The sequence below is a fragment of the Brevundimonas sp. PAMC22021 genome (assembly GCF_019443405.1).
GTDB lineage: Bacteria > Pseudomonadota > Alphaproteobacteria > Caulobacterales > Caulobacteraceae > Brevundimonas.
Window position 1 is genome coordinate 2,819,010 of sequence record NZ_CP080376.1, and the last position, 21,747, is coordinate 2,840,756.

General features: G+C 69.3%; 23 protein-coding genes. 7 read left to right on the forward strand and 16 right to left on the reverse strand.

Translation table 11 applies throughout. The features are described 5' to 3' along the window. Positions 1–85: 85 nt before the first annotated feature. Positions 86–838, forward strand: coding sequence for a hypothetical protein (locus KY493_RS13865; RefSeq protein ID WP_219896898.1), 753 nt, complete (start codon positions 86–88; stop codon positions 836–838). A gap of 12 nt (positions 839–850) precedes the next feature. Here KY493_RS13865 and KY493_RS13870 read toward each other — a convergent pair whose 3' ends face one another. Beyond that, complete coding sequence (locus tag KY493_RS13870; RefSeq protein WP_219896899.1) at positions 851–1,519, reverse strand: hypothetical protein; 669 nt, start codon at positions 1,517–1,519, stop codon at positions 851–853. 249 nt (positions 1,520–1,768) lie between these two features. Here KY493_RS13870 and KY493_RS13875 point away from each other — a divergent pair, with 249 nt between their 5' ends. The 3 genes from KY493_RS13875 (at position 1,769) to fabB (ending at position 4,209) form a co-directional block, all read left to right on the forward strand. Next, the gene (locus KY493_RS13875; protein ID WP_255567908.1) at positions 1,769–2,290 is read left to right on the forward strand and encodes an SH3 domain-containing protein; all 522 of its coding nucleotides are present in this window, start codon (positions 1,769–1,771) and stop codon (positions 2,288–2,290) included. Positions 2,291–2,373: 83 nt separating this feature from the next. Beyond that, positions 2,374–2,907: a 3-hydroxyacyl-[acyl-carrier-protein] dehydratase FabA gene (gene fabA / locus KY493_RS13880; RefSeq protein ID WP_219896901.1), complete on the forward strand. Its 534-nt coding sequence runs from the start codon at positions 2,374–2,376 to the stop codon at positions 2,905–2,907. Positions 2,908–2,979: 72 nt separating this feature from the next. After that, complete coding sequence (fabB, locus tag KY493_RS13885) at positions 2,980–4,209, forward strand: beta-ketoacyl-ACP synthase I (protein WP_219896902.1); 1,230 nt, start codon at positions 2,980–2,982, stop codon at positions 4,207–4,209. A gap of 139 nt (positions 4,210–4,348) precedes the next feature. On the opposite strand, the gene truA is transcribed toward fabB, so the two are convergent. From truA to KY493_RS13930, 9 genes are all read right to left on the reverse strand, one after another. After that, positions 4,349–5,092, reverse strand: coding sequence for a tRNA pseudouridine(38-40) synthase TruA (gene truA / locus KY493_RS13890; protein WP_219896903.1), 744 nt, complete (start codon positions 5,090–5,092; stop codon positions 4,349–4,351). After that, on the reverse strand, positions 5,092–6,015 hold the full coding sequence (fmt, locus tag KY493_RS13895) for a methionyl-tRNA formyltransferase (protein ID WP_219896904.1): 924 nt from the start codon (positions 6,013–6,015) through the stop codon (positions 5,092–5,094). Before fmt ends, truA begins: the two co-directional genes overlap by 1 nt. A 27-nt stretch (positions 6,016–6,042) precedes the next feature. Beyond that, on the reverse strand, positions 6,043–6,318 hold the full coding sequence (locus KY493_RS13900; protein WP_255567909.1) for a hypothetical protein: 276 nt from the start codon (positions 6,316–6,318) through the stop codon (positions 6,043–6,045). After that, on the reverse strand, positions 6,318–6,893 hold the full coding sequence (gene def / locus KY493_RS13905; RefSeq protein WP_219896905.1) for a peptide deformylase: 576 nt from the start codon (positions 6,891–6,893) through the stop codon (positions 6,318–6,320). The genes KY493_RS13900 and def overlap by 1 nt, the downstream gene beginning before the upstream one ends. 72 nt (positions 6,894–6,965) lie before the next feature. Next, entirely contained in the window at positions 6,966–7,367 is a 402-nt protein-coding gene (locus tag KY493_RS13910; RefSeq protein WP_219896906.1) for an acyl-CoA thioesterase, read from the reverse strand. Between the two features lie 63 nt (positions 7,368–7,430). Continuing rightward, a complete protein-coding gene (locus KY493_RS13915; protein WP_219896907.1) occupies positions 7,431–8,009 on the reverse strand; it encodes a hypothetical protein in 579 nt (192 codons plus the stop codon). Between the two features lie 7 nt (positions 8,010–8,016). Next, complete coding sequence (locus KY493_RS13920; protein WP_219896908.1) at positions 8,017–9,216, reverse strand: polysaccharide biosynthesis/export family protein; 1,200 nt, start codon at positions 9,214–9,216, stop codon at positions 8,017–8,019. Between the two features lie 66 nt (positions 9,217–9,282). Beyond that, complete coding sequence (locus KY493_RS13925) at positions 9,283–10,560, reverse strand: glycosyltransferase family 1 protein (RefSeq protein WP_219896909.1); 1,278 nt, start codon at positions 10,558–10,560, stop codon at positions 9,283–9,285. Between the two features lies 1 nt (position 10,561). After that, positions 10,562–11,512: an SIS domain-containing protein gene (locus tag KY493_RS13930; RefSeq protein WP_255567910.1), complete on the reverse strand. Its 951-nt coding sequence runs from the start codon at positions 11,510–11,512 to the stop codon at positions 10,562–10,564. Positions 11,513–11,687: 175 nt separating this feature from the next. Between KY493_RS13930 and otsB the strand changes: the two genes are divergently transcribed. Genes otsB through KY493_RS13945 form a run of 3 tightly spaced genes read left to right on the forward strand, consistent with a single transcriptional unit; the run spans position 11,688 to position 15,758 of the window. Continuing rightward, positions 11,688–12,443 carry a trehalose-phosphatase gene (otsB, locus tag KY493_RS13935; RefSeq protein WP_255567911.1) on the forward strand — a complete coding sequence of 252 codons (756 nt, stop codon included), beginning with the start codon at positions 11,688–11,690 and terminating at the stop codon, positions 12,441–12,443. Positions 12,444–12,445: 2 nt separating this feature from the next. Beyond that, the gene (locus tag KY493_RS13940; protein ID WP_219896910.1) at positions 12,446–14,230 is read left to right on the forward strand and encodes a glycoside hydrolase family 15 protein; all 1,785 of its coding nucleotides are present in this window, start codon (positions 12,446–12,448) and stop codon (positions 14,228–14,230) included. Positions 14,231–14,270: 40 nt separating this feature from the next. Beyond that, positions 14,271–15,758: a trehalose-6-phosphate synthase gene (locus tag KY493_RS13945; protein WP_255567912.1), complete on the forward strand. Its 1,488-nt coding sequence runs from the start codon at positions 14,271–14,273 to the stop codon at positions 15,756–15,758. Here KY493_RS13945 and KY493_RS13950 read toward each other — a convergent pair. The 6 genes from KY493_RS13950 to KY493_RS13975 form a co-directional block, all read right to left on the reverse strand. Further along, entirely contained in the window at positions 15,689–16,666 is a 978-nt protein-coding gene (locus KY493_RS13950; protein WP_219896911.1) for an esterase-like activity of phytase family protein, read from the reverse strand. The two genes, KY493_RS13945 and KY493_RS13950, sit on opposite strands and share 70 nt — an antisense overlap. Continuing rightward, positions 16,663–18,558: a cobaltochelatase subunit CobT gene (gene cobT / locus KY493_RS13955; RefSeq protein WP_219896912.1), complete on the reverse strand. Its 1,896-nt coding sequence runs from the start codon at positions 18,556–18,558 to the stop codon at positions 16,663–16,665. Before cobT ends, KY493_RS13950 begins: the two co-directional genes overlap by 4 nt. Before the next feature lie 41 nt (positions 18,559–18,599). Continuing rightward, on the reverse strand, positions 18,600–19,820 hold the full coding sequence (locus tag KY493_RS13960) for a DUF418 domain-containing protein (RefSeq protein WP_255567913.1): 1,221 nt from the start codon (positions 19,818–19,820) through the stop codon (positions 18,600–18,602). A gap of 45 nt (positions 19,821–19,865) precedes the next feature. Beyond that, positions 19,866–20,414 carry a phthalate transporter gene (locus KY493_RS13965; protein WP_219898603.1) on the reverse strand — a complete coding sequence of 183 codons (549 nt, stop codon included), beginning with the start codon at positions 20,412–20,414 and terminating at the stop codon, positions 19,866–19,868. After that, entirely contained in the window at positions 20,414–21,295 is an 882-nt protein-coding gene (locus KY493_RS13970) for a 3-hydroxybutyryl-CoA dehydrogenase (RefSeq protein ID WP_219896914.1), read from the reverse strand. The genes KY493_RS13965 and KY493_RS13970 overlap by 1 nt, the downstream gene beginning before the upstream one ends. Positions 21,296–21,428: 133 nt before the next feature. Further along, the gene (locus KY493_RS13975; protein WP_219896915.1) at positions 21,429–21,734 is read right to left on the reverse strand and encodes a YggT family protein; all 306 of its coding nucleotides are present in this window, start codon (positions 21,732–21,734) and stop codon (positions 21,429–21,431) included. Positions 21,735–21,747 lie beyond the last annotated feature (13 nt).

The following is a 21,747-nucleotide window of genomic DNA, read 5'->3' on the forward strand; positions in this document are numbered from 1 at the left end:
GGCCGCCTGGCGTCACGAAGCGACGATTGTCGAACGCCGCGCTTTGTGATCTCGTTCTCTGGCAATCCTTGCACGGAGACTCGTCATGCTGTCCTCTCGTCGTCTCATCGCCGGCCTGTCGACCGGATGTCTGGTCCTCAGTTCCGCAGGCGCAGCCCTGGCGCAGACGCCGTCGGCGCTGCAGGACCTGGTGGGCGCACGGGCCGGGCAGTCCGAAGGCGAGCTGCAGCGGCGGGGCTACCAGGCCACCGACCGATCCGAAGCCTTTGGCGACGGGCGCATGACCTACTGGCGGCGCGGCGACGAGTGCGTGAGCATCATGACCCGCGACGGGCGCTACGCCTCGATCAATCAGGCAGGGCGCAGCGAGTGCGGCGACGCGGGCCGTTCCGGTTCGAACGCGGCGGCGATCGCGGCGGGCGTGGCCATTGTCGGCTTGGCGGCGGCCATTGCGGCCCACAAGCAGCGTCACGGCGACTCGGGCGCCGAGCATGACCGGGAATACGAGCGGGGCTATCAGGCCGGGCTCTACGGCGCCGACTACGACGACCGTCACGAGAGCGAGGGCTATCACGAAGGCTATCTGGCCGGCGAGGACGAGAACCAGAACCGCAGGCACGCCGGCAGCCGCTGGGTGCGCGGGGCGCCGATGGCCGCGCAGACCGCCTGCGCCGCACGGGCGGACGCCTTTCAGAACCGGCCCGAAGGCTCCAGCGTGCCGGTCAGCATGCGCGATCTCGGGCGCGGCGAATACGAGCTGACCATGGCGACCGGCCCCTACCGCTCGATCTGCCGCGTGTCCGCCTCCGGCGAGGTACGGGCGATGGAGCCGTTCTGAGACGTCGGCGTCTCAGATCAGCCCCACGGGGATCAGGATCAGGACCAGATAGACCAGGGCGCTGAGGTCGGCGCTGACGGCGACCCACGCCGCGCGCATCATCGGCAGGTTCAGCTTCTTGGCGAACCAGGCCGTTTGGATGATAACGAACCAGGCCGCGCCGGCCGCGATGATCGCAAGCCCCCAGGCATTCGACATGTCCGGCCGCTGCAGCATCACGCCGCCGGCCGAGACGCAGGCGGCGCACGGGGCGGCGAGATAGCACTGGGCGTAGAAAGACGCGCGCAACGTCTCGCGGGCGATCCGCTTGTTCTGGCGGCGCAGCAGAACCAGCGCCGAGATCAGCGGCACCAGGCTGAACACCAGGGAGCGGAACAGGACCAGGTTCTGCTGGGAGCTGGTGACGGCCTTCAGCAGGTCGGACTCGTTCGGCGGCAGCGGCACATGGGCGGCGCTGGAGATCACGTTGCACAGGACAATGGTGACCAGAAGGACCAGCGGCGGGCTGAGCGCGTCGTCGTAGCGGTGGTCCTCGACGTCCGTCTGCTCGCGGTCGGAGTATTCCATCGTGGTCAGCGGCCGACGGATGATCCGCCACATCGTCAGCGGATAGAACAGCAGCCAGCTGGCCGCCTCGAACAGGAACTCCTCGAAGCTGCGCAGGATCTTCAGGAAGTCCATCGGGCTCCTCGGTCGGGCGGTCGATGGTGCGACCCTACCTTGATGGCGTTGTTTGATGAAAGACGGTCCGGGCGCGGCGCCGCGTCTGGCCGCTTGGGCGGGTGTCTGGTTAACGCGGCCTTAAGCTTGCGAGCCGACATTGGCGCCTTCGGGTTCGCGGGGCTGGCGGCTCGTCTTTCGTGAAGACCAAACGCGATGGGTTCACCTCTGGTGTCGAGCAAGGCTGCAAGCAGGATCAAGAGGATCGCCGTGGTTGCGGCCGTTCTGGCCGGCGGCGTCATGGCGGCGGCGGGGAACACCATGCCGGACGGTCGGCCGACGCCCACGGGGCTGGAGGTGCCGCGCTGGGTTTCGCTGAAGTCCTCGCACGTGCGGGCGCGGCAGGGCCCGGGGCTGGATTATCCGATCCTGTGGGAATATCGCGCGGCCGGCCTGCCGGTTCAGGTGATCGCCGAAACGCGAGAGTGGCGAAAGATCTGCGACGCGCAAGGCTCGGTGTCGTGGATCCATCGCACGGTGGCGTCGGGCCGGCGCAGCGTCTTCAACGCCTCCGCCCAAGAGGTGATGATCCACGCGGGCCGCACCCAGGCGTCGGGCGTCCGTGCGCGCCTTCAGCCGCGCTCCATCGTGTCGCTGGACGAGTGCGAAGAGGGCTGGTGCCGGGTGCGGGCCAGGAAGACGCGCGGCTGGGTCAGCCAGCGGGCGGTGTTCGGCGCCCAGGAGCGGGCCCTGTGCAACGCCGCGCGGCCGGCCGGGCGGGGCCGCACCTGATCCCGAGCCGTTAGCGCTCGCTGTTGAGCCGTTCGGCCGGGTCGTGTAACCCGACGGCAACAACAGAGAGAAACGGAAACGCCTTGAGCCAGTCCCAATACCCCTCGTCCTTCGACAAGGAGGCGCTGCTCGCCTCGGGACGCGGCGAGCTGTTCGGTCCCGGCAACGCCCAGCTGCCGGCCCCGCCGATGCTGATGTTCGACCGGATCACGACGATCAACAGCGACGGCGGCGCGCACGGCAAGGGCTACGTCGAGGCCGAGCTGGATATCCATCCGGACCTCTGGTTCTTTCAGTGCCACTTCATCGGCGATCCGGTGATGCCGGGGTGCCTGGGCCTGGACGCCATGTGGCAGCTGGTCGGCTTCTACCTGGGCTGGATCGGCGGGCCGGGACGCGGGCGGGCGCTGGGCGTCGGCGACGTGAAATTCACCGGCCAGGTCACGCCGGACATCAAGAAGGTGGTCTACAAGATCGACCTGAAGCGGGTCATCAACCGCAAGCTGGTGATGGGCATCGCCGACGGCGTGCTGGAGGCCGACGGCGAGGTCATCTACACCTGCAACGACATGCGCGTCGGCCTGTTCGGCGCAAAGGATGAAGCGGCGGGCGGCTGACGCCCCCATATGAGCCGCGAGAACTCGCGGCCGGCTCTGCTAAAAGAGCTCACAGCACAAGAAGGACATACCATGCGTCGCGTCGTCGTCACCGGCCTGGGCATCGTTTCCTCCATCGGCACCGGGGTGGAAGAGGTCACGCAGTCGCTGCGCGACGCCCGCTCGGGCGTGGTCGCGGCGCCCGATCACATCACGCACGGCTTCCGCAGTCAGGTGTGGGCGCCGCCTGCGCTGGGCGCGACGGCCGAGGACTGGGCGCCGTTGGTGGACCGCCGGGCCTCGCGCTTCCTCGCCAACGGCACGGCCTGGGGTCACATCGCCTTTGAGGAGGCGCTGAAATCGTCGGGCATGACGGCCGAGGAGATCAAGGACGACCGCATCGGCCTGATCGTCGGCGAGGGCGGCCCCTCGACCCAGGTGATCCTGCAGGCGGCCCAGACCACGGTGGAAAAGGGCTCGCCCAAGCGCATCGGCCCGTTCGCGGTGCCCAAGGCCATGGCCAGCGGCCCGTCGGCGGTGCTGGCCACCTGGTTCGGCATGCGGGGCATCAACTATTCAATCTCCTCGGCCTGTGCGACCTCGGCCCACTGCATCGGCGCGGGCGCCGAGCAGATCCAGTGGGGCAAGCAGGACGTGGTGTTCGCCGGCGGCTGCGAAGACATCGACTGGTCTATGTCGAACATGTTCGACGCCATGGGCGCCATGTCTTCGGACTTCAACGAAACGCCATCGGTCGCTTCGCGCGCCTATGACGCGGCGCGCGACGGCTTTGTCATTGCGGGCGGCGCGGGCATCGTGGTGCTGGAGGAGTACGAGCGGGCCAAGGCGCGGGGCGCGACCATCTATGGCGAGGTCGTGGGCTACGGCGCCAACTCCGACGGCTACGACATGGTGGCTCCGTCGGGCGAAGGCGCCCAGCGCTGCATGAAGATCGCCATGGAGCAGGCGGGCGGGCGCAAGATCGACTATCTGAACCCGCACGGCACCTCGACCCCGGTGGGCGACCTCAAGGAGATGGAGGCGGTGCGCGCGGTGTTCGGCGACGACATGCCGCTGATCTCGTCCACCAAGTCGCTGACGGGCCACAGCCTGGGCGCGGCGGGCGCGCAGGAGGCGATCTATTCGCTCTTGATGCTGCACAACGGCTTTGCGGCCGAAAGCGCGCATATCGAAAACCTCGACCCGGCGTTCGAGGGCATGCCGATCCTGCGCGAACGCCGCGACGGCGAACTGACCACGGTGATGTCCAACAGCTTCGGCTTCGGCGGCACCAACGGGACGGTGGTGTTCTCGAAGGTGTGACCCCCTACCCGTCATCCTCGGGCTTGACCCGAGGATCGGGCGTGGGAACGATCATGCGTCGCTCGTTCGCACCGAGCGCCGGATGATCCAACCCTCGGGTCAAGCCCGAGGGTGACGAACGGGTGACGGTGCTGGGGCTTCACGCGTACCTGACCCCGGTCAGATAGAGCCCCGCCGAGGGTGCGACGGGTCCGCAGGCGCTGCGATCCCGCGCCGCCAGAGCTGTCTCAATGTCCTCGGCCGTCCAGTGGCCCAGGCCGACCTCGACCAGGGTGCCGGCCATGGAACGGACCTGGCGGTGCAGGAAGCTGCGGGCCTCGAACACCAGGTGGACCTCGTCGCCATGGCGTTCGACGCGGGCGACGTCCAGCGTCTTGATCGGCGACTTCGACTGGCAGCCGACGTCACGAAAGGTGGTGAAGTCGTGCTGGCCGACCAGCCCTTGCGCCGCCGTGTGCATGGCCTCGGCGTCCAGCGGCTTTCGCACATGCCAGACGCGACTGCGCTCCAGCACCGGCTGGGCCTGTCGGTTCAGGATGCGATAGCGGTAGGCGCGTCCCACGGCCGAAAATCGCGCGTGCCACTCGGGATCGGGCGCCAGCGCGCAGTCCAGCACGCAGACGCCCTCGTGCACCAGGTGCGCGTTCATGGCGTTCATGACGGTGGCCGTCGGCCAGGCGCGCGCCAGGTCGGCGTGGACCACCTGGCCTGTCGCATGCACGCCGGTGTCGGTGCGGCCGGCGGCGGCGATGCGGATTTGCTCGCCCGAGAAGGCGTGGATCGCCGTCTCCAGCGCGCCCTGCACCGTGGGCTGTTCAGCCTGGGCCTGAAAGCCGTTGTAGGCCGTGCCGTCGTACTCGACCGTCAGCCGATAGCGCGGCATCAGCCGAGCACGGCGCCGGCGGGCAGGGAAAAGCCGCGCAGCATGTCGTCAGTCGATTGCGCCGCGCGGCCCTCGCGCTGGACACGCAGCAGACGCACGGCGCCCGAGCCGCAGGCGACGGTGAGGCGGTCGTCAATCACGGTTCCCGAGGTGGCCGACCCATCCGCCAGCATCGAAAGCAGCGCCTTGATGCGCACGGGGCCCTCGGCGGACGGCGCCTCGAACCAGGCGCCGGGGAAGGGGGACAGGCCGCGGATGTGGGCGTCGACCTCGGCGGCGGGGCGGCTCCAGTCGATGCGCGCCTCGGCCGGGGTGATCTTTCGGGCGTAGGTCGGCTCGCCCGTCTGTTCGGTCGGCGTCGCGCCGCCGCGTTCGATGGCGGCGAGCGCACGGGGCCACAGGGCTGCGCCGGTATGGGCCATGCGGTCGGAGAGGGAGGCGGCGGTGTCGTCGGGGCGGATACCCATCACCTCGCCCAGCAGGATGGGGCCTTCATCCAGGCCCTCGCTCATGCGCATGATCTGAACGCCCGTCTGGCGATCGCCGGCCATGATGGCGCGCTGGATGGGCGCGGCGCCGCGCCACCGCGGCAGCAAGGAGCCGTGCAGGTTGAAGCAGCCCAGACGCGGCGCCTCCAGCACGGAGGGCTTCAGGATCTGGCCGTAGGCGACGACGCAGGCGGCGTCGAGATCCAGGCTCCCGAACACCTCGATGGCCTCGGACGCCTTCATGGAGGCGGGGGTGAAGACCGGCAGGCCCATGGTCTCGGCAAAGGCGTGAACCGGCGAAGGCGTCAGCTTCTGGCCGCGCCCCTTCGGCTTGGGCGGTTGCGAATAGACGGCGACGACGTCGTGGCCCGAGGCGATCAGCTCGGCCAGCGACGGCACGGCGAAGTCGGGAGTTCCCATAAAGGCGAGGCGCATGGGCACGCCTTTAGAGGGTCGTGGCGGTTACTGCCAGCGGGTGGAGACGCCGCCGCCCTCGTCCCACTCGCCGCCCGCGTCCAGAGCGTCGTCGAAATCCAGAAGACGATCGAGCAGCAGACCCGCCACCACGCCCAGCAGGGCCACGCCCGCCAGGGTCGCCACGCCGGCGACGCCGGCCTTCTGGCTGCGGGTCAGGCGGCGACGGCCGGTGGTGTCTATGACCAGCGAACGGCCGCGACGCGAGATGCGGGCGGCGGTGCGGGGGAGGTCGTTCGCGAGCTCGTCGGAGGGCAGGCGCATCAGGCGGCGATCCTTTCGCGGGCGGCCTTCTTGACCTTGGTCACGGCGCGCTCGCGCTTCAACCGCGACAGGTGGTCGATGAACAGGACGCCGTTCAGGTGGTCCATCTCGTGCTGGATGCAGACGGCGTAGAGGCCGGACGCCTCTTCCTCGACCGAGACGCCGTCGCGGTTCAGGTAGCGGATGCGCACGCGGGCCGGGCGCTCGACCTTGTCGAAATATTCCGGGATCGACAGGCAGCCTTCCTCGTAGACGAACAGCTCGTCGGACGACCACAGGATTTCGGGATTGGCGAAGAAGCGCGGATTGCGGCGGGCCTCGGCGTCTTCCGCCTCTTCCTCTTCGGTCTCGGGGACGTCGCCGTCGCGGTCGCCCAGATCCATGACGATGACGCGGTCCAGGGCGCCGATCTGCACGGCGGCCAGACCGATGCCGGGGGCGGCGTACATGGTCTCCAGCATGTCGTCCATCAGGGTGCGGACGGCGTCGTCCACGGCCGGAACCGCCTGGGACACCTGTTTCAGGATCGCCAGATCGGCGGGGTTGTCGATGGTGAGGATGCGACGGACGGCCATGGGCGGGACGTAGGGCCGCCCCGCCGCGAGGTCAAGATTTCCCAGCGGACCGAAGGGTCTTCACGCCTTGCCTTACGCCTTGCCCGGCAGGGGGCGGGGCTTCCGCTCGCCGTCGATGGCGACATAGGTGAAGACGCCCTCGGTCACGCGCACCGAGGCGACCTGAGGCTGGTTGCGCGACCGCTTCCAGGCCTCGACATGGACGCGAATGGAGGTGCGGCCCGTGCCCACCACCTGGGCGTAGATCGAGACCTCGTCGCCGACCGACACGGGCTGGTGAAACACCATGCCGTCCAGCGCCACGGTGGCGCAGCGGCCGCAGGCGAGCTCGAACGCAGGCGTGGCGCCGGCGAGGTCCATCTGGGCCAGCAGCCAGCCGCCGAAGATGTCGCCCTCGGGATTGGTGTCGCCGGGCATGGCGATGACGCGGCCGACCGGCTGGCCGGAAGGGGGCTGGGGGACGGCGTCGGACATGAGGAGGCGCTCGGGAGGAAGACGGGGAGGAGGGGCGTCCTCTACAGCGGTGCGGGGCGCCTGTCAGCGTTTGCGCCGACGCCTGGGCTTGTCGGGCGGCCGAAGCGCGAGCGGCGGACGCAGCGGCTCGGTCGGTGAGGGCGTCTCGGGCTCTGCGGCGCGAGGCGCGGTCAAGGAGCGCCAGGCCTGGCCCAGGCGGATGGCCTCGGCAAGGTCGTCGGCGTCGGCCGAGGCGCGGTTCAGCCGAAGGCGCGAACAGGCGTTCAGCAGTTCGGAGGCGACCTCCACCTCCGGATGGTCGCGGTGACGCGCGCCCAGATCCTCGAGCCGGGCGAAGCGCCAGCCCTGTTCCGGCGGATGCTCCAGCATCAGCTCGAAGCGTCGGGCGGGCGACAGACGCTCGGCGATGAAGCGCCACTCGCCATCCGCCGGATCGAAGACATAGTGGCCGATCCGGGTCGGCAGGCCGTGACGATCATAGACGGCGAGCGCCCCGGCCTGGATTTCCCCAAGCAGCAGCGACAGGGCGTCGTCCTCGGGCGGGGGCTCGAAGTCGGCCGGCGGCGTGAACGGATCCGGCTCGGCCGGGACCGGAGGCGTGCTCCGGCGGCTAGGCAGCCAGGCGCGCCAGCGACCGGCCACGGCGGCGTCAGTCGTTGTTCAGCGTGCTGGTGACCGAAACGTCGTAGACGACGCGCGTCAGGCTCTGCACGACCTCGAAGAACTTGCGCATCTCGGCCGCACCGGCCAGCGGCACATAGATCACGTCTTCCGGCATGATCTCCATGTTGGTGGCGGCGAAGACGTTGGCGGCGTCGTTGAAGTCGAGCTCATAGACCACCGGCACGCCGCGGGGCGTCGCCGGCTGGCTGATCCCCAGCGCCTGGGCGACCTCGGGCCGCTCGAAGCGGAACACCAGCACCCGGCGCGGATTGGCGGTGTTGGTGTTCAGGCCGCCGACGCGCGACATGGCGCCCGTCAGGGTCATCGGACCGGCGGGCATGTCGATCTGGGTCACCGCGTTCAGCGCCCCGAAGGTCGAGATGCGACGCGGCTTGTACTGGACATTGACCACATCGCCGCGCTGCAGCCGCACGTTCTCGACGAACTGGGTGGTGACGGCGGTCAGGGGCGCGGTGAAGGTCTCGCCGCCGCGCTGAATGCTGATGACCAGGTCGTCATTGGTCCGGGCCGAGCCGCCGGCCGCGGCGATGACGTCCAGGATGCGGTCGCTGTTGACGCCCAGCGGTGCGCGGCCTGGCTGGCGTACGTCACCCAGGACGTTGACGGTGTTGGAGACGTTGCCGGCGACCGAGACCAGCACCTGCGGATTGGCGACCTTGCCGACCAGCGAGCGGCGAATGGCGGCGGCGGCCTGGGTCGAGGTCAGGCCCTGCACCCGCACGGGGCCGCCGTAGGGCACGCTGACGGAGCCGTTCCTGTCCACAACGACGCCGTTAAAGTTCTGATTGGACCCTTGCAGCGTGGCCGCACGATTGGCGCTGGCGCCGCCCAGGGTTCCCGAGCCGCCAAAAAGGACGCCGGAGGGATCATAGATGGACACCGCCAAGGTGTCGCCCTCGCCGATGACGTCAGAGGGCTGGTCGCTGGAGGACAAGGCCAGGGTGCCGAAGAACTGCGGCGGCACCGCCCTGATCCGCTCGGTCACCTCATAGGTCAGCGGAACCAGCGCGTAGCTGCCCAGCGCCTCCGGTGTTGTCGCGCCGGCGTTGACCGAGGCGCCCGACGGGCCGTCGCGGGGGAGGGTCGAGCAGCCCGCGAGGACCGCGGTCAGGGCCAGGGCCGAGACCCGAAGCGAGAGGCGGGGAAGAAGCGCGCGCGTTTGCATGAAGTCTCTGATTTCCGTGCTGCTTGTCCCATACCGGGCTTCAGCGAAGACAGCCATAGGCAAGCGTCAGAGGGCGGGGGGTGCGGTCAGACCGAGAACCTGCTCGACAACGGCGAAGTGGCTTTTCCATGTCGGAGCGTCATAGGCGGGACCCGATCCGGCGGGCGCCTTGGCCCGGCTCTCGATGGCTTCGATCCAGCCGGGGCCGTCCAGCGGATCGACCAGGCGGGCGTGCCCGATCAGTTCCCGGTGAACCGGGATGTCGGACGCGATCAGCGGGCAGCGCATGGCGGACGCCTCCACCGCCGGCAGGTCGAAGCCCTCGACCGACGACGGCGCCAGGACCGCGCGGGCGTCGCGCATCAGCGTCGCCAGGGCGGCGTCCGGCAGATCCTCGGCCTGATGCACCAGGCCCTGCAGGTTGGGCGAACGCTGCAGATGGTCCAGCACCGCCTCGTTCTCCCAGCCATAGCGGCCGACCAGCACCAGGCGCGGACAGGCGTCGCCGTTGCGCTCCTCCAGCCTGCGCCACAGCGTCAGCAGAAAGGCCAGATTCTTGCGCGCCTCGATGGTGCCGATGTGAACAAAGAAGGGGACGGCCGGCTTGGGCTTGCGGGTCTGGAGGAAGTCCGGCTCCAGCCCCAGATGGGCGACATGGACCGGCGGGCAGGGCAGGCCTTCGGCCTGCGCAAAGGTCGCCAGCTCATGGCCGGTGTAGGCCGAGTTGACGATGATGCGGCTGGAATGGCGCAGGACATTGCGGACGCGCGCCTTGTGCTTGTCGCCGTCGCCGGGGCGGCAGAACTCGGGGTGGGTGACGGGGATCAGGTCGTGGATCAGCACCACCCGCTCCATGCCGCGCGCCTTCAGGTCCGCCAGGATGGACGGCGTGTGCAGGCCGGTGTGGCCGACGCTGACATAGAGATCGCCGGCGGGCGCGGGGGCGCGAGCCGGCTCCGAGCGGAAATACTGACGCCACACCCGCCATGGCGCGGTCTTGCGCGGCTTGGGCGGCGTTGGAGGCGGCGGGTCGCCGATCACAGAGGCGACCGGGCGGGACGGCGACAGCAGGGCCGCGAACAGGCGCCGCTGATGCTCGGTCTCGGGCTGGTCCGCAACCCCGCCGCTCCAGCGGGCGCGCAAGCCCCGCATCTTGCGTTCGAACCAGGCGGGATCGACCGCGACCAGCCGATCCTTGCGTCCCCGCACCGGGATCATGTCGACACCCGGATGGTCCGACAGCCATTCGGCATAGGCCAGGCAGACGCGGTCGACGCCGGTGGGCGATCCGCGATCGATCCGGCTCATCAGCCGGCTGACGTCGAACAGGACGCGCGTGGTCATGTCAGGAGACGTAGCCGGCCTGCATCAGTTCGGCGATGTGGACGATGGCGACGGGGCGTTCGTCCTCGACCACGAACAGGTTGGCGATCTTGTTGGCGGTCAGCAGGTCGACCACGTCGCTCATCCGCGCCTCTGGCGAGACGGTGATCGGGTGGGTGCTCATGATGTCGCGGGCATGGAGGCCCGAGATGTCGCGCTGGAACGCCCGGCGGATGTCGCCGTCGGTGACGATGCCGGCGAGCCGGCCATTGCCCTCGATCACCGCGACGGCGCCCTTGCGCCCTTCGGTCACGGCCGAGACCACCTCGCTGAAGCCTGCGTCCGGCGAGACGGCGGCGGGGGCGGCGGCGTTGTCGCCCATCCATTCGCGCACGCTTTGCAGGCTCATGCCCAGCGACCCGCCCGGATGGTGCAGGCCGAAGTCCATGGCGGTGAAGCCTCGACGATCCATCAGCACCATGGCCAGGGCATCGCCCAGCGCCAGGGTCATCAGGGTCGAGGTGGTGGGGGCCAGGCCGTTGGGACAGGCCTCGGCCACGCTTGGCATGGTCAGGCACACGGCGGAATGGCGACCCAGGAAGCTGGACGCCCGCTGGGTCAGGCCGATCACCGGGATGTCGTTGCGCTGGCAATACAGCAGCGGGTCGCGCAGTTCGCGGCTCTCGCCCGAGTTGGAGATGGCCAGCAAGGTCACGTCCGGCCGCAGCATGCCGAGATCGCCGTGGCTCATCTCGCCCGGATGGACGAAAAAGGCGCTGGTCCCGGTTGAGGCGAGGGTGGCGGCGATCTTGTTGCCGATGTGGCCCGACTTGCCCATGCCGGTCACCACCACATAGCCCGGCCGGCCCATGATGATGTCGCAGGCGCGCGCCAGCGAGACGTCGATCGATCGTTCAAGCGCCTCCAAGGCCTCGATGTTCAGCCGCACCACCTCGCGGGCGCGATCGCTCATGGAGGCGATCTGATCAGGGGAGGACGGAACGATGTTCGACAGCATATGAGGCCCCTTCCACAAGCTCGACGGCGAATGTGGGGCGCTTTCTGAACGCCCAAGTCGTTTCGGCGTCAACCTTTGCCGCATTTTGGCGTTACAAGGCGGGCCTCCTCCCCGTCGCACCGAGTTTCTGATGCCGTCTTCCGCCGGAGTCGACCTCCTGTTGCCCCCGCCGCCCATCCGCGCCGAGGGCATGGCCCTGTTCCTGGATCTCGACGGCGTGCTGGCGCCCATGGCGCCGACGCCGGACGCGGTGGTCCCCACCTCGCGCCGGACCGCGGTGCTGCGGGCGCTGGACCAGCGTCTTGACGGACGCGTCGCCATCGTCAGCGGCCGAACCATCGCCGAGATCGACCGGATCGCCGATCGCGCCATGCCAACGGCATCGGGCGTGCACGGACTGGAACGCCGCCGCCGCGACGGCTCGGTGGTGCGGCCGCCGGCCGACGAAGGCGTGGTCGAGGCCCTGCGCGCCTTCAAGGCCTTCGCCGCCGACCGGCCGGGGGTGATCGTCGAGGACAAGGGGATTTCCGCCGGCCTGCACTATCGCCTGGCGCCGGAGGCCGAAGACGAGGCGGCGCGGCTGGCGCAACAGCTGGAAGCAGACACCGGCCTGTCGCTGCAGCCCGGGCACATGGTGCTGGAACTGAAGACGCCAGGCGCCACCAAGGGCACGGCGGTGCAGGCCTTCATGGCCGAGGCGCCGTTCCGGGGCGCGGTTCCGGTGATGCTGGGCGACGATCTGACGGACGAGCACGGTTTCCGCGCGGCCGAGGACCTCGGCGGCTTCGGCGTTCTGGTCGGCCCGGTCAGGGAAACGGCGGCCCGGTATGGACTATCGGGCGTTGATGCGGTTCTGGACTGGCTGGAAGCGGTGACCAAGGCGTGAGCATGACCCCCAACCTCGACCTCTTTCCCATCGGCAACTGCTCGATCAGCGCGCTGATCGACCGCCAGGGCCGCTATGTCTGGGCCTGTGCGCCGCGCGTGGACGGCGATCCGGTGTTCTCGGCCCTGATGAACGGCTCGGAACCGGCCCACGGCTACTGGGCGGTCGATCTGGAAGGGCTGGAAAGCGTCGAACAGGCCTATGTCCGCAACACGCCGGTGCTGCGCACCGTGTTGACCGACAAGGACGGCGCCCAGGTCGAGATCATCGACTTCGCCCCGCGCCATCCGAAGCACTCGCGCACCTATCGCCCGCTGGCGTTGGGACGGATCGTGCGGCCGCTGAAGGGCACGCCGCGCGTGGCCATCCGGCTGAAGCCCAGCGCCGACTGGGGCGCGCGCGAAGCCGAGCACACGTCGGGCTCGAACCACATCCGATACCGCTGCCCGGACGTGACCTTCCGCCTGACCACCGACTGCCCGGTGTCGCACGTGCTGAACGAACGCACCTTCCGGCTGGAACGAGAGCTGACCTTCTTCTTCGGGCCGGACGAGGGCTATGACCAGGACGTCGGGCCGGGCGTGCAGTCGGCGCTGGATCGCACGATCGCCTATTGGCAGGACTGGGTGCGCAAGCTGTACCTGCCGCTGGACTACCAGGAAGCGGTGATCCGGGCGGCGATCACGCTGAAACTCTGCGCCTATGAGGAAACGGGCGCCATCGTCGCGGCCATGACCACCTCGGTACCCGAGTTCCAGAACAGCGGGCGCAACTGGGACTATCGCTACTGCTGGATTCGCGACGCCTATTACACGGTGCGTGCGCTGAACCGGCTGGGCGCGGTGGACATCCTGGAGGGCTATCTCGTCTATCTGCGCAACCTGGTGGATGATGCGGCCGGCGGGCACGTTCAGCCGGTCTATGGCGTGGGGCTGGAGCCCGGCATCGGCGAAAGCATCGTCGAGACGGTCGAAGGCTATCGCGGCATGAAGCCGGTGCGCATCGGCAATCAGGCGCACGAGCACCTGCAACACGACGTGTACGGACAGATCGTGCTGCCGCTGGTTCAGGCCTTCTATGACCAGCGTCTGCTGCGTCCCGGCACGATCGAGGATTTCCGGGCCTTGGAAAAGGTCGGCGACCGCGCCTTCGCCATGCACGACCAGACCGATGCGGGGCTGTGGGAGTTCCGCACCATCGCGCGTGTGCACACCTATTCTTCGGTGATGTGCTGGGCCGCCTGCGATCGTCTGGCCAAGGCGGCGGACTATCTGGGTCTGGCCGACAGGGCCGAGTTCTGGAACGAGCGGGCGGCGATCATCCGTGAACGGATCGAACGCGAAGCCTTCCTGCCCGACGAGGGCCGGTTCGCCGCCAGCTTCGGCAATCGCGAGCTGGATGCGTCCCTGCTGCAGATGACCGATCTGGGCTTCCTGGACGCCCACGATCCGCGTCAGGTCGCCACCTTTGACGCCATCGAGCGCGACTTGAAGAAGGGCGCCTTCCTGTTCCGCTATGTCGAGCCGGATGATTTCGGCGAGCCAGAAACCGCGTTCAACTTCTGCACCTTCTGGTTCATCGAGGCTCTGGCGCAGAACGGGCGCATCGACGAGGCGCGGCAGATCTTCGACGAAATGCTGGCCCGGCGGACCTCGGCGGGGCTGCTCAGCGAGGACATTTCGGTCGAGGACGGCGAACTGTGGGGCAACTATCCGCAGACCTATTCGCTTGTGGGCATCATCAATTGCGCGGTGCTGTTGAGCCGTTCCTGGACGGACGTGCGTTGATTGTCCGCTCCGGGGCTGGAGCGTCGCCTGAAGTGAAGTCATGAGCCGCCTGATCGTCGTATCCAATCGCGTGTCCGCCCCTGCCGATCCGGCGGCGGGTTCGGCGGGCGGGCTGGCCATGGCGCTGTCGGCGGCGCTCAGGAAATACGACGGCCTGTGGTTCGGCTGGTCCGGGGAGACGACGGATCACTGGACCGGCGAGATGAAGATCGAGGACCGCGCCGGCGTCACCGTCGGCCTGGTCGATCTCGAGGCGCAGGACGTCGACGAATACTACAACGGCTACGCCAACAAGACGCTGTGGCCGCTGTTTCATCACCGTGTGGACCTGACCCAGTACGAGCGGTCCTACGGCGAGGGCTATGAGCGGGTGAACCGCCGCTTCGCCGAGGTGCTGGCGCCGGCGATCCAGCCGGACGACGTGATCTGGATCCACGACTACCACATGATCCCGATGGCGCGGGACCTGCGCCGGCTGGGCATCACCAACCGTATCGGCTTTTTCCTGCACACGCCTTGGCCGACGCGGCAGCTGCTGGTCACCCTGCCGCACCATCGGCGGCTGGTGGAGTCGATGTTCGACTTCGACCTGATCGGATTCCATACGCGCGAGTGGATGGACCTGTTCACCGACTATGTGGTGACCGAGGCGCGCGGCGAGGTGGATGGGCGCGGCGGGCTGGATTGTTTCGGCCGGCACGTGCAGACGGGGGTGTTCCCCATCGGCATCGACGTGGACGGTTTTCTGGAGGCGCGCAGATCGACGCTCGGCACGCGCACCTACGACCGCATGGCCGCCTCGGCCCTGTTCCGTTCGATGATCGTGGGCGTGGACCGGCTGGATTATTCCAAGGGTCTGGAAGAGCGGCTGCTCGGCTATGAGCAGTTCCTGCAGGACAATCCGGACCAGCGGGGCGAGGTGTTCCTGCTGCAGGTCACGCCGATTTCGCGCGACGATGTCGACAGCTATCAGGACATTCGCGCGCGGCTGGATGCGCTGGCCGGGCGCATCAACGGCGCCTTCGCCGACATGGACTGGGCGCCGATTCGCTATCTGAACCGCACCTATCGCCGGGACCAGCTGGCGGGCATCTATCGCGCCTCGCGCGTCGGGCTGGTGACGCCGCTGCGCGACGGGATGAACCTGGTGGCCAAGGAATATGTGGCGGCGCAGAACCCGGACGATCCGGGCGTGCTGATCCTGTCGCGCTTCGCCGGCGCGGCCGAGCAGATGGGCGAGGCCCTGCTGGTCAATCCCTACAGCCGCGAGGAGCTGTCGGAGGCGATCCAGAAGGCGCTGACCATGCCGCTGGCCGAACGCATTCGCAAATGGACGGCCCTGATGGACGTGGTGCGAAAGACCGACGTGGCGATCTGGCGCGACAACTACGTCAAGGCGCTGGTCGGGGCGCCGGTGTCGGACGACGGGGTGACGCTGGAGCGGGCCCGAGAGCAGGCTCAGTCGACGTCGAAGCCCAGGAGCAAGGTGCGCTGGGCCGGATTGAAGTTGTCGTCCGAAAGAACATAGAGGCGCGTTCGGCCGTTCAGCCGTTCGGCCGAGACGCCTTCGAAATTGTCGGTCGTGCCCGGCAGCTTCAGCGAGATCAGGACCGGGCCAAGCGCGCCGTCAGGCGTCATGCGCCGGACCTGGGCACGCATGTCGATGGGTGCGCGATACAGGCGCTGCACCACGAACCAGCCGTCGCCGGCGGGATCGCGATCCAGGGCGGTGATGCGGAACTCGCCGTCCGGGATGGGCGCGGCCGGGGGCGGCTGAACCGTGCGGCAGGCGTCCGGGTCGCAGTCCCACAGGCCGCCGCCTTCGCCCGCCACGCGCCAGCCGCCGCCGGGCGCGCTCGCCAGCCCCTCCATGCCGGCGTTTTCGTCAAAGGCGGCGTCGGGCTTTCGCATCGCGGTGGGGCGCGACGACAGGCGGGCAAGCGGGCCATAGCTCCAGATGCGGTGATCGCGCTCGAACGACACCAGCAACTCGCCCTGATCCGTCAGCAGCAGGCCCTCGGCGTCGCCGGCCGCCTTGTCCCCGATGGGCAGGCCGTCGAGCCCGGTCAGGCGGAGGCTGCGCAGAGCCTCCAGCCCGACCAGCCGGCCGGAGCCGTCCAGCCGCAAGTCGGCGCGGATCAGGTCGCCGGTGTCCGAAACGCTGACGAGGCCCCGCTCGCCGACGCGCTTCAGGTCCGACAGGCTGTGGATCGGCGAGCCGGGCGGGGCGCTGATCTGCAGGCCGCCCGCGAACCGGACACCGGGGGCGAGCTCGGCGCCGCCGGGAAGACCCAGGCTGACGGCGCGGGTCTGAACGACCTGAGACGTCCAGCCGTCTTCGGCCGGCGGGATCGGGCGCTGGGTGCTGCCGACGGCGGCGCAGGCGGCGAGCGCCAGCGCGGCGCCCGGGCCCAGCAGGCGACGCAGGCGGATCATGCGGCGATGCGCCGACGACCGCGCGTGCGGCCCTGTGCGCGACTGGGACCGGCCGGCTCGCTTTCGAACAGCTCGGCCAGCTTCTCGGTCATGGCGCCGGCCAGCTGCTCCACATCGACGATGGTCAGGGCGCGGCGGTACCAGCGGGTCACGTCGTGGCCGATGCCGATGGCCAGCAGCTCCACCGGCGAACGTTCCTCAATGTCGGCGATGACGCGGCGCAGGTGCTGGTCGAGATAGAGCGCGGCGTTGGCCGACTGGGTCGAGTCGTCCACCGGAGAGCCGTCGGAAATGACCATCAGGATGCGACGCTGTTCAGTCCGCGCCAAGAGGCGGTCGTGCGCCCACAGCAGGGCCTCGCCGTCGATGTTTTCCTTCAGCAGGCCTTCGCGCATCATCAGGCCGAGGTTCTTCTTGGCCCGGCGCCACGGCGCATCAGCGGCCTTGTAGATGATGTGGCGCAGGTCGTTGAGGCGCCCCGGGTTCGCCGGCTTGCCGGCGGTGATCCAGGCCTCGCGGCTCTGGCCGCCCTTCCAGGCGCGGGTGGTGAAGCCCAGGATCTCGACCTTGACGCCGCAACGCTCCAGCGTGCGCGCAAGAATGTCGGCGCAGACCGCCGCCACCATGATCGGCCGACCCCGCATGGAGCCCGAATTGTCCAGAAGCAGCGTCACCACCGTGTCCCGGAACGGGCTCTCGCTCTCGGCCTTGAAGCTGAGCGGCGCGGACGGATCGGTGACGATCCGCGTCAGGCGCGCGGTGTCCAGCACCCCTTCCTCAAGGTCGAAGATCCAGGACCGGTTCTGCTGGGCCAGAAGGCGCCGCTGCAGCTTGTTGGCCAAGCGCGAAACCACGCTGGACAGCACCGCCAGCTGGCCGTCCAGCAGGCTGCGCAGCCGGTCCAGCTCCATCGGGTCGCACAGGTCGGAGGCGTCCACCACCTCGTCATAGGCCTGGGTGAAGACGCGGTAGAGATCGACGGCGCGGCCGTCGTCGCGCGTCTGCTGGCGGTTCGGCTGGTCGCCCTCGTTCAGCTCGGGGCCGTCTTCGGAGGCGTCGCCGTTCGGATCGGCGGGGGCGCCTTCGGGGCGGCTGTCGCGCTCCTGCTCGGAGGATTGGTCGTCGGCCGAGCCCTCCATCGACTGGTCGCCTTCGCCGCCGTCCTGCTCCTCGTCCTCGTCGGGCTGGTCCTGGGCTTCGGGTTCCTGCGGGTCGGGTTCCTCGTCGCCGGGATCGTCGGCGCTGTCTTCGCCCTGGCCGTCGCCGGGATCGAGGTCGAGCGCGCGCAGCACCTCTCGCATCCGGGCGGCGAAGGCGGACTGATCGGCGGCGACCTCGGACAGGGCGTCGATCTGGCGGCCGGCCTTCAGCTCCAGCGGTTCGCGGACCAGGTCCAGCATGGCCCCGGCGCCGTCGGGCGTACGCTGGCCGGTCAGGCGCTCGCGCACCAGAAGCGCCACGGCCTCGGACACCGGGACACGGTCGGGGTCGTTGACGCGCAGGGCGCCGGTCTTCTCCAGACGGGTCAGCAGGGCGGCCGTCATGTTGGCGCGCACGCCAGCCAGGGCGGTCGAGCCCACCGCCTCGACGCGCGCCTGTTCGACGGCGTCGAACACCTCGGCGGCGGTGGCGTCGACTGGGCGCAGGCGCGCGTTCACCGCGGCGTCGTGGTTGGCCAGCCGCAGGGCCAGCCGGTCGGCCTGCCCCCTCAGCGAGGCGCTTTCCGGCACGGACGGATCGCGCGGCGGATGGGGCAGGGTCAGGACGCCGTTCGCCAGACGCGGGCCGTCCGTGCCGAACAGAACCTCCAGCTCCGGCTGCTCGGCCAGGGCGCGGGCGGCGTGGGACAGGGCGCGCTTGAAGGTCTCGGCGGGCGTGTCGGGAGCGGCCATGCCTTGTCGTTAGCCGGTGAAGCCGGCGGGGAAAAGGCGGATCAGCCGGCGCGGCGGATCGGCAGACGCTGTCCGACCGTCAGCGAGCGCCACAGCCACTCCAGCGGCCCCATCTGGAACCGCCGGAGCCACAGCACCGACCACGCCAGCTGCAGCACCCAGACGGCGGCGACGATCGCCCACAGAGCCGGCCGATCGACCTGGCCCATCAGCCCAAGACCGCGACCGCCATAGAACAGGGTCGTCATGATCAGGGACTGGGTCAGATAGTTGGTGAAGGCCATGCGTCCGGCGGCGGCCAGCGGCGACAGGGCGCCGGCGCGCCCCGCCTTCCACAGCAGGATCAGGCACGCGGCGTAGCCCACGCCGATCAGCGGGTTGAGCAGGAACTCGATCCCGCCGGCCACCAGGATGTCTGCGCCCTCCATCGTCTGGCGCCAGCTCAGCCAGGCCACCACCGCGAGCGCCAGAGCGCCGGCGGCGGCTGTGGCGACATAGACGCGGGCCGAGCGTGCGCCGCCGAGAAAGCCCGACTTTAACAGCGCCAGGCCGATCATCATCAGGCCCACGGTCGGAAAGACAAAGAACATGACGCTGGGCCCCTGAAGCGAGGTCCAGCCCTTCAGGTTCTGGCGGTAGGCGCCGGCGAGCGAGCCGCGCGCATCGGCCGTCTCGGCCTGGACGGCGGCGATCCGCTCCGGCGTCGGGTGCATGGAGGCCATGACCTCGGCCTGGGTCTCGGCCGGGGCGAACTGCAGCGCCAGCGGGCCCAGAATCTGCAGGCCGGCGAACAGGCCGAACAGCAGGGCGCCGACCACGGCCAGCCGCCGCACCGGCCACGATCGCGCCAGCATCACGAACAGCCCGGCCCAGGCGTAGAGCAGCAGCACGTCGCCCCACCACAGCGCCAGGCCATGGAACAGGGCGAAGACGAACAGCCAGAACAACCGGCGACGCAACCGCCGTCCCCGCTCCTCGGCTCCGCGCTCGTCGCGTTCTCCGCCCACCAGAAAGATGGAGGCGCCGAACAGCATGGAGAACAGGCTGATGAACTTCTGGTGGAAGAAGGCGTCGATGATCCATTTGGAAATCGCCGTCGCGCCTTCGTTCGGGAAGGGCCACAGGTCGGCCGAGCCATAGGCGCCGAAGGTCGCGGCGAAGCCGTCGGCGTTGACCGCCAGAATGCCCAGCACCGCGAGCCCCCGGATCAGGTCCAGAGTGGCGATGCGCGCTCGCGGCGCGGCCGTGACTGAAGCATCCATCGTCATCGTCCTTGTCCCCCAACAAGGCGCCGGACGGGCCGGCGATCAGATGGTGCGGCGCACCACCCTGTTCATGCGATCCGGCGCCTCGGCCTGAGGCTCATAGGCGATAAAGGCCGCGCACAGGCCGGCCCACAGGGCGTAGCTGATCCCCACCATCACCGCGACCGGCAGAAAGCCGACGCCGAAGATCAGCAGGGTCGTCTCGGTGAAGCCCAGCGCCTGGGCGGGATCGCCCGCCTCCAGCCAGCCGGCGACAGCCATGGCCAGGGCGACCAGCGCCTGCAGCCCGGCCGCGAGCAGCCCGCCGTAGAAGACAAAGCGCCACACCACGCCCAGCCGCGTCGCCGGCCGACCGTGACGCTCGCGCTCGCGCGCCAGCCGCCACAGGCACAGCGGCGTGGCGATCAGCCCGACCAGCAGGATCATCAGCCGCCAGTCCATCTCCGGCCCGGGCGTCCAGGTGCTGGGCGGCCAGAACGGCAGAGTGAGGATCAGCGGCGGCCAGGCGGCGCCGGCCACCGCCGCGGCGACGCGCGCCGAGGTCTGGCGGCGCGGCGCGACGGCGACCTGGCCCGGCAGCACCACCCGCATCACCGGGTCGGCGCCGGCGTCTCGCCGGAATAGTCGTAGAAGCCGCGTCCGCTCTTGCGACCCAGCCAGCCGGCCTCGACGTATTTCACCAGGAGCGGACAGGGCCGATATTTGCTGTCGGCCAGGCCGTCATAGAGCACGTTCATGATGGCCAGGACCACGTCCAGCCCCATGAAGTCCGCCAGTTCCAGCGGGCCCATCGGATGATTGGCGCCCAGCTTCAGCGCCTTGTCGATGGAGGCGACGTTGCCGACGCCCTCGTACAGGGCGAAGATCGCCTCGTTCATCATTGGCACCAGAATGCGGTTGACGATGAAGGCGGGGAAATCCTCGGCGTCGGTGGTGGTCTTGCCGAGCGACTCGGCAAAGGCGACGGCGGCGGCGTGGGTCTCGGCCGAAGTGGCGATGCCGCGAATGATCTCCACCAGGCGCATGGCGGGCGCCGGCTTCATGAAGTGCAGGCCGACGAAGCGGTCCGGCCGGTCCGTCGACGAGGCCAGCCGGGTGATGGAGATCGACGAGGTGTTGGAGGCGATCAGGGCGCCGGCCGACAGGTGCGGCGCCACCTCGGCGAGCACAGCCTTCTTGACCGCCTCGTCCTCGACCGTGGCCTCGATGACCAGATCGGCGCCGGACACGGCCTCGGCGACCGAGGCGGCGGGCGAAACGCGCGACAGGGCGGCGTCGGCGTCCGCCTGACTCACCAGGCCGCGGCCCGTCTGGCGCGACAGGCTGGCGGCGATCAGCCCCTGCGCCTGCGGCAGCCGGTCGGGCGCCACATCGAACAGCCGCACCGCATAGCCGCCCAGCGCCACCGCCTGGGCGATGCCGGAGCCCATCTGCCCGGCGCCGATGACGGCCACTGTCTTGATCGTGCTCATAGAAGGCGAACCCGGAGGGACCTGCTGCAGGAAGGGCCGGCCACCTTGGGCAGGCGATGGCCGGGGCGCAAGGCCGCAACGCCGATGCGCCGCCAGATTCCCGCGCAGGCGTGTCCCGGCGTCAACGCGCGTCTCAGCCCAGCAGCATGATCAGCGACGGGGCGGCCATGTTGTTGAACAGGATGCGGACGAACTGCAGCAGCAGCAGCACCACGATCGGCGAGATGTCGATGCCGCCCAGCGGCGGAATGATGCGGCGGAACGGCTCCAGGATCGGCCGGGTCACCGTGTCCAAAAAGGTCGCCAGCTGGTTCACGAACCGGTTGCGGTGGTTGATGACGTCAAAGGCGAACAGCCAGCTCAGGATGGCCGAGCCGATGATGGCCCAGACCAGCAGGGTGATGACGGCGTTGACCAGCCAGACAATGGCTTCGCCCATGAACGCTCTCCAA